The organism is Candidatus Cryptobacteroides sp., from assembly GCF_056207615.1.
Window position 1 is genome coordinate 1 of record NZ_JBAEER010000005.1, and the last position, 13,070, is coordinate 13,070.

Annotated in this window: 10 protein-coding genes; 4 read left to right on the forward strand and 6 right to left on the reverse strand. The window is 52.0% G+C overall.

Annotated features, from left to right (window positions below):
- The first annotated feature begins 351 nt into the window (after positions 1-351).
- Both AC06ND_RS00335 and AC06ND_RS00340 read left to right on the forward strand, forming a co-directional pair.
- Positions 352-1,440: a sensor histidine kinase gene (locus AC06ND_RS00335; protein WP_475677003.1), complete on the forward strand. Its 1,089-nt coding sequence runs from the start codon at positions 352-354 to the stop codon at positions 1,438-1,440.
- Complete coding sequence (locus AC06ND_RS00340) at positions 1,421-2,179, forward strand: LytR/AlgR family response regulator transcription factor (RefSeq protein WP_475677004.1); 759 nt, start codon at positions 1,421-1,423, stop codon at positions 2,177-2,179. Before AC06ND_RS00335 ends, AC06ND_RS00340 begins: the two co-directional genes overlap by 20 nt.
- Positions 2,180-2,217: 38 nt before the next feature.
- Here the strand turns inward: AC06ND_RS00340 and AC06ND_RS00345 are convergent, their stop codons facing one another.
- Positions 2,218-2,910 (reverse strand): hypothetical protein, encoded by a 693-nt coding sequence (locus AC06ND_RS00345; RefSeq protein ID WP_475677005.1) that lies wholly within the window; start codon positions 2,908-2,910, stop codon positions 2,218-2,220.
- A 283-nt stretch (positions 2,911-3,193) separates the two neighbouring features.
- On the opposite strand from AC06ND_RS00345, the gene AC06ND_RS00350 reads away from it, so the two are divergent.
- A complete protein-coding gene (locus tag AC06ND_RS00350; RefSeq protein WP_475677006.1) occupies positions 3,194-5,776 on the forward strand; it encodes a glycoside hydrolase family 9 protein in 2,583 nt (860 codons plus the stop codon).
- 93 nt (positions 5,777-5,869) lie between these two features.
- On the opposite strand, the gene nspC is transcribed toward AC06ND_RS00350, so the two are convergent.
- Genes nspC through AC06ND_RS00375 form a run of 5 tightly spaced genes read right to left on the reverse strand, consistent with a single transcriptional unit; the run spans position 5,870 to position 11,486 of the window.
- Complete coding sequence (nspC, locus tag AC06ND_RS00355; RefSeq protein WP_475677007.1) at positions 5,870-7,015, reverse strand: carboxynorspermidine decarboxylase; 1,146 nt, start codon at positions 7,013-7,015, stop codon at positions 5,870-5,872.
- A gap of 1 nt (position 7,016) precedes the next feature.
- The gene (locus AC06ND_RS00360; protein ID WP_475677008.1) at positions 7,017-8,276 is read right to left on the reverse strand and encodes a saccharopine dehydrogenase family protein; all 1,260 of its coding nucleotides are present in this window, start codon (positions 8,274-8,276) and stop codon (positions 7,017-7,019) included.
- Between the two features lie 18 nt (positions 8,277-8,294).
- The gene (speB, locus tag AC06ND_RS00365; protein WP_475677009.1) at positions 8,295-9,155 is read right to left on the reverse strand and encodes an agmatinase; all 861 of its coding nucleotides are present in this window, start codon (positions 9,153-9,155) and stop codon (positions 8,295-8,297) included.
- A gap of 3 nt (positions 9,156-9,158) precedes the next feature.
- Entirely contained in the window at positions 9,159-10,022 is an 864-nt protein-coding gene (gene speE / locus AC06ND_RS00370) for a polyamine aminopropyltransferase (RefSeq protein ID WP_475677010.1), read from the reverse strand.
- A gap of 6 nt (positions 10,023-10,028) precedes the next feature.
- A complete protein-coding gene (locus AC06ND_RS00375; protein WP_475677011.1) occupies positions 10,029-11,486 on the reverse strand; it encodes an aminotransferase class I/II-fold pyridoxal phosphate-dependent enzyme in 1,458 nt (485 codons plus the stop codon).
- Between the two features lie 406 nt (positions 11,487-11,892).
- Between AC06ND_RS00375 and AC06ND_RS00380 the strand changes: the two genes are divergently transcribed.
- Entirely contained in the window at positions 11,893-13,068 is a 1,176-nt protein-coding gene (locus tag AC06ND_RS00380; protein WP_475677012.1) for a C1 family peptidase, read from the forward strand.
- Positions 13,069-13,070: the final 2 nt, after the last annotated feature.

Below are 13,070 nucleotides of genomic sequence, written 5' to 3' on the forward strand. Positions count from 1 at the left end.
ATCAAACCCATAAAGGTCCTGAAGCATGGGAGAAGGGCCGTGAGCCTGTTCAAGTATGGACTGGACTACATCTCTCAGTGCCTGATCAACCATACAGACCGCTATAGAATCAATGTTTTCAAATTTTTGTCATATACTTAGTTGTTTGAGTATATACGGCAACACAAATATGACGAAGCCTGCAAAATGGCGGATGAATCAATTCTTTCACGTCATTACAATATCTGAGTCATAACGTCCCAAAGAACATGTTCGCAGGATATTTTGCCGTGTTTATCTTCAAATTTGCCACATTCACACACTCAAATTTGGCATTCAAGCTTATTCATCCTATATTTATAGAAATCGGCAATGGCAATGAACGATTTAAGAAAAATCAAGTACAATGTATTTTGGGGTTATCTGATTATGATGATAGCCAGATGGACAGTATGGGTCATCGTAAACATAACATATTATGTTTCCTTATCCATGTCCGAATTGAAAAGAGCCCTAATTGCTGATTTCGCGGAGGCAGCTTTTGAGGCAATTCTTCTTTACACGTTTTGTTTCTTCTCGGGAAAACTGCTGACCCACCACATAAGAAGCCATAGTGATAATGAAAAGTCATTGGTGGCCGGACTGATATCACATGTTTTAGCCAACGCAATTTTCGCTCTCGGGTTAGCACTATTCTATAGCCTCTTGTTTCCTGGTGAAAAAATCATTTTCTACCATGTCCTATTATCCGACTTTTTCGTTTTAGTTATTTTTTCCACAACAAATATTTCCATGGCTCTTGTAAACAAGAGCAAAAAAGAAGAGAAGGATAGACGAAACGCAGAGGCAACAGCTAGAAAGAACGAGATTCTAGCCTTGCAGACAAAACTGGAGATGCTTTCACTTCAGACCAATAATCATTTCATATTCAACAGCTTCAGCACAGCGACCGGGCTCATCAGGCACGATCCCCCAAAAGCAGAAGCATTCATCAATAACCTTTCCTCAATGTATAGATATATGACCCAAAACAGCAATAAGCATATTGTCCCGCTTAATGAGGAAGTCGACTTTGTTGAGAATTATATACAATTATTGAAAAACAGATATTCCGGACTGACCGTCATCGTCTCCACCGAGTTGCGCTCCATCCATGCGTTTGTGCCACCTGCCGCCATCCAGTCACTCATTGAGAATGCAGTGAAACATAATGTGCATGGTTCAGAGAATCCTCTGGTCGTCAATGTCAATTTGAATGACGAGTACATTGTCGTCTCCAACAAAGTCATCAAACGCAGCGATGAAGTAACGGGCACCCATTCTGGACTAGATAACCTCAAAAAAAGATATCTGCTATTGACAGAAAAACATTTGAAAGTGGACTCAGACGGGCAGATGTTCAACGTATCACTACCGCTTATATTTGAAGAGGATTTGAGCTATGAAAGTTTTACTAATTGAAGATGAAAGAGAGATTGCCATCAGTCTGGCAGAAGATCTTAAGCAACTGCGTCCACAAACAGAAATAGTCGGGACTGCGTCCAGTATCGATGTCGCGGTCAGTATGATTAACAAGAATCAGGATCTCGATCTTATCTTTGCAGACATCCTGATTGATGACGGAATGTCGTTCCGCGTGTTTGAGCAGGTAAGTACAAATGCCATGGTGGTATTCACGACTGCCTATGACGAATTTGCACTGAAGGCATTCGACTATAACTGTGTGGACTATCTGCTCAAGCCTGTTTCTCTGGATAGTCTGGCAAGATCGTTGGCGAGATATGACAGCCGAAACATCACAGCCAGCCCGAGCAATGTTCATCGCATGTCATCCGAGATACTCAGCGGAAATATCGGATACAGAAAAAAGATATTGATCGAGAAGGGACCGGACTTGATAATACGTGACACGGAGGATCTATGCTATGTACAGACAGAGAGAGGGTATGTCACGGTGTTGTTCAAAGATGGTTTCAAAGCCATGATCAATTCTTCTCTCGCAAGCCTGACCGAATCCCTTGACCCTTCCCGCTTCATGAGAATCAACCGCCAGATACTCGTCAACATCGACTGTATCGACAGAATCACCACCGGGGCAGGAAGAGAGTCCATGGTACGCATGAAAGAGCCGTACCTATCAGAGGCATTCGTCATAACAACAGAGACAAAGAAAAGACTTCTTCATTTCCTGGAACATTAGAAGGAAATGAAGAAGTCCCAACCATTATTATTCACACATTAATTTCTAGGTCCAGGGCCACCCTGACCGCCAGGCATACCTGGGAAGCCACCAGGGAAACCGCCTGGAAAACCTGCACCTGGAGCACCGAAGGCAGGAATCTTAGACATCTTCTCTGCCTCGTAAGCCTTCCACTTCTCGAACTGCTCAGGAGTGAGGATCTTTGCCATCTGCTTCTCGCGCCATGCCTGCTCCTTCTTCGACACAGGGATGACCTCCATCTTGAACTCATGGTCACCGTCACCCATGCCAGGGAAGCCACCTCCCATACCTGGGAAACCGCCACCCATGCCTGGCATACCGCCGCCCATGCCTGGGAAGCCACCGCGAGGCGCGCCCTGACCGCCTTCGCCTGAGGCACCTTCTCCGCCGGCCTGACGAGCCTTGCTCATCTCCTCCATGATGAAGCCGTCAACATGGTCATATATCTTGAAGACTTTCTTTGCCTGTTTCTTGTCAAGGCCGAGGAGTTCAGTAAGTTCGTCAGCCCTGTCATAGGCAATATCTGTCCTTGCGCTAGCGAAAGGATCCATCATCATTCCGCCCATTCCTGGTCCCATGCCAGGGCCGCCCATACCAGGCATGCCACCGCCCATTCCGGGACCGCCAAAACCGCCCATTCCGCCGGGCTGAGCGCTCAACGTAACAGCAAAAAGCAGTGCTGCAGCTGCAAACAAAAGCCTCTTTTTCATAACGTATGGTTTTAATTGTCAACTTTCATTTAGACAACCTGCGAGGCTTAAGGTTTAATAAAGAATAAGAAAAGAATGCTCCCAGAATAACGATTTCTTTAATATTTAGACCACGTCGGCTTGACCTATTTATGAAAATCAGCTACAATTCCTTTTAAAAATAGGTCCAAAAGCAACAAAAACGGTCCTATCGCTAATACGGCTTCGCCGTTTCGCCAAATTATGTCTAATTTAGACTATCCGATTATATTTCTCTTAATCAAATACACTAAACCAATCCAATATGAGAAAGCTCTATTTTTTGTCAGTGGCAGCATTGTCAGCATTCATGTCAATGAGTGCGTCAGCGCAGACCATGAAACTCAATGACCTCGATTATTTCGAGGAGAGGGGCACAAATGTGCTTGTCTACAACAATCTCTACAACGGTAGCTTCTATGACGAGAAGTTTGCCGGCATCGAGATCATCCAGCGTGGTGAGCGTATCAGCACCGGCGGTGGCATCAGGCTCATGAACACTCCTGAGCAGTGGGACATCTTCGGCGAGATGACTTCAAAGGTCGTTGACCGCAGCAACAGCAGCATCGAAGTCGAACTCACCTATCCTGACTACGATTTCGTATCGAAGATCAAGGTCTCTCCTAAGGGTGCAGGCTGCCTCGTACAGGTATACCTCGACAAGCCAGTTCCCGCAGCACTCGTAGGTAAGGCCGGCATGAACCTCGAGTTCTTCCCTGCTTCTTACTTCGGAAAGAACTTCCTCGTTGACGGTGCCGGCAGGATCCTCCCTAAGTATCCAATGCACGACAACGACATCCGTCCAGTATCGGAGAAGATCCCTCAGTACTTCGGCGAGTCGACCTTCGACGACCGCGGACGCGGCGATTTCCTCGTAAACCGTCCTATGGCTACCGGCCACCAGATCGTGATGGCACCAGAGGATGAGAACCTTCGCGTAGGCATCACCTCTGACGAGGAGGTTAGCATCTACGACGGACGCCACCTCGCACAGAACGGTACCTTCGTAGTTCGTTCTATCCTTCCTGGCGGAAAGACCGGAAAGGTCCTCGAGTGGTATCTCGAGCCAAGCGCATCCAAGGATTGGGTCCGCAAGCCTAACATCGGTTTCTCTCAGGTGGGTTACACTCCTGCACAGAAGAAGGTGGCTGTAGTCGAGCTCGACAAGAACGACAACCCAGCCAAGACCGCTAAGATCCTCAAGGTGAACCCTGACGGAAGCAAGACCGTGGCTCTCACCGCTGAGGCAAAGATGTGGGGTGAGTTCTACCACCGTTACAACTATGTGCAGATCGACTTCACCGAGCTTCGTGAGCCAGGTCTCTACAGCATCGAGTACGAAGGTGTCGAGACCAATGCATTCCCTATCGACAAGAACGTCTACAGCGACAAGTGGCATCCATCTCTCGACGTATCTCTCGTCGTTAACATGGACCACATGGAGGTAAACGAGGCTTACCGCATCTGGCACGGACGCGCCAATATGGACGACGCTCTCCAGGCTCCTGCAAACGTCGTTCTCCACGACGGTTATCGTCAGGGTGACCAGACCAACGACCCTTGGCAGCCTCTCCAGCACATCCCAGGCCTCGCAGTAGGTGGCTGGTATGATGCAGGTGACTTTGACATCCAGGCAAATTCAGTCCTCAACACTACCGAGGACCTCGCACGTATCTGGAACAACTTCCGCGTCGAGAGAGACCAGACCCTCATCGACCAGAAGACCAAGTATGCTGACATCCACGTTCCTGACGGAGTTCCAGATGTAGTCGAGCTCGTTCAGCACGGTACCCTCAACATCAATGCTCAGGTTGAGAACATCGGTTACGTGGCACAGGTCATCGGTCAGCCAGACATGCATCACTACCATCATCTCGGTGACGCCATGACTCTTACCGACGGCCTCATCTACGATCCTTCACTCAAGCCTTACGAGGTTTCAGCAGACGGCCGCCGCAGCGGTACTCCAGATGACCGTTTCGTATTCACCAGCCGATTCAGCCCAGCTGGCGTAATGCAGGACATCGTTTCTCTCGCAGCTGCTTATCCAGGCCTCAAGGAGTACTATCCTGAGGAGGCAGAGCGCTCTCTCAAGAACGCAATCATGCTCTGGGACAAGTACGCTCCACAGGTGGAGGCTCCTAGCGCAGCTCAGGCAGGCAACCGTGCATACCAGAGAGGCGACCCACGTCTCAACGCAGCGATCGACCTCTGGCTCGCTACCGGCGACTCTAAGTACAAGGATTTCTTCTATCCGCTCATCGACGCCCAGATCACTCCTGCAAAGGCCAGCAAGAAGAACCCTCAGCCTCAGGGCTTCGTAGATCTCTCTGCTGCTCTCCGAGTATATCCTTACATGGACGCCAAGTTCCAGGCTAAGGTGAAGGCTCTCGTTCCAGCTTACGTGGAGAGAATCACCAGCGGCGGTAAGGACAATCCTTACGGCGTTGCCATCACCGGTGCAAACTGGGCAGGCAACGGCGGCGTAATCAGCGCTGCATACAACTGCTACAAGGTTTGGAAGCTCTTCCCTGACATGATCGATCCTGAGTACGTTCTCGCAGGTATGAACTACATCCTCGGATGCCATCCATACAGCAACGTATCATTCGTGACTGCAGTCGGCGTGAACACCAAGAAGGTTGCCTACAGCAACAACCGCGCAGATTACTCAGTAATCCCTGGCGGTATCGTTCCTGGTCTTCTCGTAAAGGGTCCAGACTTCTTCGAGAACAAGGATGACTACCCATTCCACTGGGGCGAGAACGAGTGCTGTATCAACACCGCTCCTCAGTACATCCTCCTCTGCCTCGCTGCAGACGAGATTGCTCAGACTCTCAACAAGTAATTCTTTACCTAAATAACATATTTGCCCCGTCCGGCGATCTGGCTTCAGATCGGGGAAGGGGCTTTCTAATTCACCAGATGACTGGATTTAGGCCTATACTCTTGACTTGAAATCGAGATATGAGAATTCCTTCCACAGCATGGCCTTTTCCCCGTCCTGAATCCAGATCGACGGGAGAGGCATTCCGTTGAAGGTGTTGTTCTTTACCATGGAGTAGATGGCCATGTCTCCGAATGTCAGGACATCCCCCTCCTTGAGCGGCTGGTCGAAGGAATAGTCTCCGATCACATCTCCTGCAAGGCAGGTAGGGCCGCCCAGACGATAGGTATATGCCTTCTCCCCGGCTTCACCGCTTCCCTGAAGAGGCGGGCGGTATGGCATTTCGAGGACGTCCGGCATGTGGCAGGCCGCCGATGTGTCAAGGATGGCGATGTTGCCCCATTCACGCTCCTGAATCTCGAGCACCGTCGTGTGCAGATATCCGGCGTTCAGAGCTATCGCCTCTCCTGGCTCGAGGTAGACCTCCAGTCCGAAATCATTCCTCATCCTGCCTATGCAGCGCTCCAGCCTTGCGATGTCGTATCCCTCGCGAGTGATGTGGTGACCTCCGCCGAAATTGATCCACTTCATGCCGCGGAGATAGTCCCCGAACTTTGCCACGACCTCGTCGAGAGTCAGTTCGAGAGCGTCCGAATCCTGCTCGCACAGGGTATGGAAATGCAGCCCGTCGAGTATATCGAGCATCGCCGGGAATGTCGCGAGTCCCTTCCTGAACTCATCGAGGGTAACGCCCATCCTGCTGCCAGGGGCACATGGATCGTAGATTTCATGGCCTTCCTGGGTAGATTTCTCCGGATTGACCCTCAGACCCACGGCGCATCCTGCAGCCTTAGCCTTGGCTCCGTAAAGCGCGAGCTGGCGCACTGAATTGAAGACTATATGGTCACAGATGCTGACGATCTCGTCGATATCCTCCGCCCTGAATGCAGGATTGAACACATGGTTCTCCTTTCCGGGCATCTCCTCATGGCATAGCCTCGCCTCGAAGAGTCCGCTCGCAGTCGCTCCGCTGAGATACTCTCCTATCATCGGATAGAGAGCGTAGCAGCTGAAGGCCTTCTGCGCGAGAAGGATATGGGCACCTGTCCTTTGCATGACACCCGCAAGAACGGACAGATTCCGGCGCACGGCACCGGAATCTATCACATAGCAGGGCGTCTTCATTCCGTCCTTGAGCATCTTAGTCTACGAGCACAGGATTCTCATCGACAACCCATGGAAGTCCCCACTTGTTGAGAGCGTCCATATATGGATCTGGATCGAAATCCTCGACGTTGAACACGCCGGCCTTCTTCCACTGGCCGGTCATAACCATCATGGTGCCGATCATTGCAGGTACACCGGTGGTGTATGAGATTGCCTGGGACTCGACCTCCTTGTAGCACTCCTGGTGGTCGCAGACATTGTAGATCTTGATACTTCTCTTCTTTCCGTCCTTGATTCCGGTGAAGATACAGCCGATGTTGGTCTTACCGACTGTCCTCGGACCGAGAGATGCAGGATCTGGGAGGAGGGCCTTGAGGAACTGGATAGGAACAATCTCCTTGCCGTCGAACATCACAGGATCGGTCCTGAGCATGCCGACGTTCTCGAGGCACTTCATGTGGGTAAGGTAGCTCTGGCCGAAGGTCATGAAGAAGCGTATCCTCTTCACGCCAGGGATATTCTTTGCGAGCGACTCGATCTCCTCGTGGTGGAGAAGGTACATGTCCTTAGGACCGACGCCCTCGAATACGTATTCCCTCTTGATCTCCATAGGCTTGGTCTCTACCCAATGTCCGTCCTCCCAGTATGAGCCGTTGGCAGACACCTCGCGGAGGTTGATCTCAGGATTGAAGTTGGTAGCGAAAGGATAGCCGTGGTCACCACCGTTGCAGTCGAGGATGTCGATGGTGTGGATCTCGTCGAAATAATGCTTGAGAGCATAGGCAGAGAATACGCTGGTCACGCCCGGATCGAATCCGGTTCCAAGGAGAGCCGTGATGCCGGCATCCTTGTACCTGTCCTGATATGCCCACTGCCATGAGTAGTCGAAATATGCAGTGAAGCCTTTCTCCTTGCACCTCTTCTCGTAGATAGCTCTCCATACAGGATCCTCGGTATCCTCTGGCTCATAGTTGGCTGAATCGACATAGTCGACTCCGGTTGCCAGACATGCGTCCATGATGGTGAGATCCTGGTAAGGCAGTGCAAGGTTGAGGACTACGTCAGGCTTCACCTCGTTGATGAGAGCCACGAGCTCGTCTACCTTGTCGGCATCCACCTTGGCGGTGGTGATCTTTGCCTTAGTCTTTCCCTCGAGCTTTGCCTTGAGGGCGTCGCACTTGCTTACAGTGCGGCTTGCGATGCAGATCTCAGTGAATACTGAGTCATTCTGTGCACATTTCTGGATTGCTACGCCGGCAACGCCGCCGCATCCGATTACCAAAACTTTTCCCATTTACTTATCGTAGTGTTTTTATTGTTTGTTCAATGAAAGTATGAGTTCCCTGACGACCTTGCATGCGACTGCGGTAGAGACGCCGCTCTGGTCGTAGGATGGGCTGAGTTCGTTGACGTCGCAGCCCACGACGTTACAGTTTCCGCCGACGAGGATGATGGCCCTGATAAGGTCCATGAAACCTATTCCTCCGGCCTCCGGAGTACCCGTGCCGGGGAAGATCGAAGGATCGAGCACATCAAGGTCGATGGTGAAGTACACCGGAGTCGAGCCGAGCGACTTCACGGTCTCCTCGAGTCCGTCGAGATTGAACTTGTGCATCTCGGTATGTCCCTGCGCAGCCCAGACGAACTCAGGACGGTCTCCCGAGCGTATTCCGAACTGGTGGATGCGTCCGTCACCGACGATGTCGTGGCACCTTCTGATCACGCAGGCGTGCGAGAGCTGGACCCCGAGATACTCGTCGCGAAGGTCGGTATGGGCATCGAAATGGATCACATGGACGTCGGGATACTTCGCCGCAATCTCGCGGAAAGCACCGAGGGTTACCAGATGCTCGCCGCCCACCATGAACGGAAGCTTGCCGTCCTCGAGTATGGTACGCGTCCTTTCGGAGATCTGTCCGAGAGCGATCTCGCTGCTGCCCATGCTGAGCTCGATGTCACCGCTGTCGAAGGTCGCGAAGTCCGTGAGGTCCTTGTCCTGGTATGGGCTGTAGGTCTCGAGTCCGTACGATTCGTGCCTGATGGCACGGCTTCCGAAGCGTGTTCCCGGGCGATATGAGGTCGTGGAATCGAACGGGGCTCCGAAAATGACGATCTCCGCATCCTCGTAAGGTGCATCGCAGGCGATGAATGTCTCTATGTTTCTTTCAAGCATATCCTAGTCCTTTATCTTTTCCACGTCCTTGAGTGCCCTCTCGACGTACGCAGGAAGCGCAAAGCATCCGACATGGAGGTTCGTGGTATAGTAGTCCGTAGCGATTCCGAGGCTGTTCCAGCGGGCCGCGTCGAGGTCGTCCACCGGATGGTACCTTTTCGAGGCGAAGCCGAAGAGCCAGTAGCCAGAAGGGTATGACGGGATGTGCGCCTGGTATACGCGGCTTATCGGGAAGCTGGTGAGAATGCGCTTGTGCGCCTTCTGGGTCTCGACCCTGTCGGCCTCATAGAACGGGCTCTGGTGCTGGTTGACCATGATTCCGTCCTCCTTGAGGGCCTTGTAGCAGCTGCCGTAGAACTCGCGGGTGAGGAGGCTCTCTCCCGGGCCGTAGAATCCTGCCGAGTCGACGATGATGATGTCGTATTCGTTCTCGATGTGACGTATGAAGCGGAGCGCATTGTCGGTATAGAGGTTGACGCGCGGATCATCCAGCGATGCTGCGACGTCCGGAAAGAACTTGCGGCATGCCTCGACCACTCCGTCGTTGATCTCGACGAGGTCTATCCTCTCAATGCTCTCGTACTTGACGAGCTCGTCTATCACTCCGCCGTCTCCGGCACCGAACACGAGTATCTTGCGAGCGTCCTTGTGGACCGCCATCGGAACGTGGGCGAGCATCTCGTCATAGATGAACTCGTCCCTCTCGGTGAAGATGATGTAACCGTCTACCGCGAGTATCCTTCCATACTCGATAGAGTCGAAGATGTCCACCCTTCCGAGGTCGTTCTCGTTACTGTAGAGGTGCTTGTCGACGCGCACCGAGAACTTGACGTCCTCCGTATGATGTTCAGAAAACCAGTACTCCATCCTTTTCTAATATATGGTCATTTCCTTGATAACGTTGAGTCTCTCGCACTTCTCGTCCTCCGGTCCGGTAAGGGAGCAGCCCTTCTCCTTCGCATAGAGGATATAGTCGATGATCTCCTGGGTGATCCTCTCTCCCGGGGCGAGGATAGGAATGCCTGGAGGGTAGCTCATCACGAACTCCGTACATACCCTTCCCTTGGTCTCGCGGATAGGGATCATCTCCTCCTTCACCGCATAGAACGCCTCCTGAGGAGTGAGCACGACCTGCGGGTTGATATACTCATGGTCGAAGAGGCCGGTCCTGTCCTTGCTGTAGAGCCTCTTGATGTCGTAGAGTGCGCTGACGAGCCTCTCGACCTCCCTCATGCGGTCTCCGATGGAGATATATGCGAGCACGTTGCCGATGTCGCCGAGCTCAAGCTGGATGTCATACTCGTCCCTGAGAAGGTCGTACACCTCGATGCCGGCAAGTCCGATGTCGAGGGTGAACACGGTGAGCTTGGTCGTGTCGAAATCATATACGCTGTCGCCGTTGATCAGTTCCTTTCCATAGGCATAGTATCCGCCGATCTTGTTGATTTCCGTACGGGCGTACTCCGCAATCTCGCACACCTGACGGAAGGACTCCTTGCCCCTGAGCGCGAGATTGCGCCTGGAGATGTCGAGGCTCGCCATCAGGAGGTAGGAAGCGCTCGTGGTCTGGGTAAGGTTGATCACCTGACGCACGTAACCTGCGCTGACCCTCGGTCCTGCGAGCAGGAAGGAGCTCTGGGTAAGGCTTCCGCCGGACTTGTGCATGCTCACCGAAGACATGTCCGCACCCGCCGCCATGGCCGTCACTGGCATGTTCTCGCCGAAGTAGAAGTGAGTTCCATGAGCCTCGTCCACGAGGACGAGCATGTTGTGCTGATGGGCGATCTCGACTATCTTCCTGAGGTTCGAGCATATTCCGTAGTAGGTCGGATTGTTCACGAGTATGGCGACAGCGTCCGGATTCTCCTCAATGGCCTTCTCGACCTGGGAGATCTTCATTCCGAGCGCGATTCCGAGCTTCTTGTCCGTCTCCGGATTGACATAGATCGGAGTCGCTCCGTTGACTACGAGGGCGTTGATGACGCTCCTGTGGACATTGCGCGGCAGGATGATCTTCTCACCCGCCTTGCAGGCTGTAAGGACCATGGTCTGCACGGCAGAGGTGGTACCTCCTACCATGAGGAACGCATGAGCGGCACCGAAGGCATCTGCGGCGAGAGCTTCGGCTTCCTTGATGACTGAGATCGGGTGACAAAGGTTGTCGAGCGGTTTCATCGAATTGACGTCCAGCTCGACGCACTGCTTACCAAACAGCTTGACGAGTTCGGGATTGCCTCTGCCCCTCTTGTGACCGGGGACATCGAACGGCACGACCCTGTTCCTGCGGAATTCTTCCAGAGCCTCGTAGATCGGGGCTTTGTCCTGATTCATCGGCTTAAGTCTTAATTAATAAGTTCATAAATGGCCTTTTTCCGAGCCCGTCGGGGCACAAAAAAAGACATAAACAATACTTACCTTCTTGTCTACGTCTGCATGAATCGGGATACCTTCTTCAATACAGAATTATCAGAGTCTATATAGCAAATATTTACTTTTACTACTCTTATTGACCGCGTTCAAGTCGGAATGGTTATAAAGTAACCAACTCTAATTTAAAAGCGTGCCCTTCCGGGACACAATGCGCAGTCCTCTGCGCAAAAATCAATAATTAAAATATTTACCTGGAAACCTCTAATAAATCTATATCGTTATCCATCACGGCAAAGATACAAAAAAAAAGGATTTGCAAAAGATTCTCGCTAAATTAGCGGTCATAATCCCCATTATTCCTTTTAAAATGAAAAAACTTGCAATAGCATCTCTCATCCTGATCGGCGCATTCTCTTTCGGAGCACATGCCCAGGGATATCAGTTCACCACTGTCGTATCACAGAAGGCGACCCCGGTCAAGGACCAGGCCTCTACCGGCACATGCTGGTGCTTTGCCACCACATCGTTCATGGAGTCAGAGCTCCTGAGGATGGGAAAGGGCGAATATGACCTCTCCGAGATGTTCATCGTCCGCCAGAAATACATCAACCAGATCAATGACAACTACCTGCGCCACGGCAAGGGCAATGTCGGTCAGGGCAGCCTCTCACACACATGGATGAATGCTTTCCGCCAGGTCGGAATCGTTCCGGAGGATGTTTACCATGGAATTGCATACGACTCGAAGTCCCATAACCACAGCGAGATGGCGCGCGTGATCGGCAGCGTCGCAAAGATTTCTGTGGACATGCAGAAGAAGAGCGCCCAGTACGACAAGATCGTGGCGTCAGTGCTCGACTCATACCTCGGCGAAGTGCCGGAGTCTTTCAGCTACAAGGGCAAGGAATATACTCCGCAGTCATTCGCAGCCAGCCTCGGCCTCAACATGGATGACTACATCGAGATCACCAGCTTCTCGCACAAGCCTTACTATGAGAAGATGATTGTGGAGGTAGAGGACAACTGGGAGCACGAGAGCCAGTACAACCTTCCGCTCGACGAGATGATGGCAGTGCTCGACCATGCGCTGATGCACGGCTACACAGTGGACTGGGACGCCGACGCCAGCGAGAAGGGCTTCGGATTCAGGAAGGGTGTCGCAATCAACCCTCTCGTCACCAAGCTCGACGACTATTCCACCACCGACCGCGCCCGATTCGAGAACCTCAGCGTCGCAGAGCGCCTCGATGAGGTCTACAAGTTCGAGAATCCATATCCCGAGATCGAAGTGACCCAGGAAGTGCGCCAGCAGGGCTATGAGAGTTTTGCTACCACCGACGACCACCTTATGCACATCACCGGAATCGCAAAGGACCAGAACGGCACCAAATACTACATCACCAAGAATTCATGGGGAGAGAGCAACATCGACGGAGGTTACCTCAACATGTCGGAGAGCTTCGTACGTGCCAAGACCATCTATTTCATGATTCACAAGGATGCCCTCCCTAAGGACATCGCCAAGAAGCTCGGTCTCAGGTAGAA

What these genes read in the sequence shown, in the direction of transcription:
- AC06ND_RS00335 (WP_475677003.1), top strand. Translation starts at nt 352, where the DNA reads ATGGCAATGAACGATTTAAGAAAAATCAAGTACAATGTATTTTGGGGT.
- AC06ND_RS00340 (WP_475677004.1), top strand. Translation starts at nt 1,421, where the DNA reads ATGAAAGTTTTACTAATTGAAGATGAAAGAGAGATTGCCATCAGTCTG.
- AC06ND_RS00345 (WP_475677005.1), bottom strand. Translation starts at nt 2,910, where the DNA reads ATGAAAAAGAGGCTTTTGTTTGCAGCTGCAGCACTGCTTTTTGCTGTT.
- AC06ND_RS00350 (WP_475677006.1), top strand. Translation starts at nt 3,194, where the DNA reads ATGAGAAAGCTCTATTTTTTGTCAGTGGCAGCATTGTCAGCATTCATG.
- nspC (WP_475677007.1), bottom strand. Translation starts at nt 7,015, where the DNA reads ATGCTCAAGGACGGAATGAAGACGCCCTGCTATGTGATAGATTCCGGT.
- AC06ND_RS00360 (WP_475677008.1), bottom strand. Translation starts at nt 8,276, where the DNA reads ATGGGAAAAGTTTTGGTAATCGGATGCGGCGGCGTTGCCGGCGTAGCA.
- speB (WP_475677009.1), bottom strand. Translation starts at nt 9,155, where the DNA reads ATGCTTGAAAGAAACATAGAGACATTCATCGCCTGCGATGCACCTTAC.
- speE (WP_475677010.1), bottom strand. Translation starts at nt 10,022, where the DNA reads ATGGAGTACTGGTTTTCTGAACATCATACGGAGGACGTCAAGTTCTCG.
- AC06ND_RS00375 (WP_475677011.1), bottom strand. Translation starts at nt 11,486, where the DNA reads ATGAATCAGGACAAAGCCCCGATCTACGAGGCTCTGGAAGAATTCCGC.
- AC06ND_RS00380 (WP_475677012.1), top strand. Translation starts at nt 11,893, where the DNA reads ATGAAAAAACTTGCAATAGCATCTCTCATCCTGATCGGCGCATTCTCT.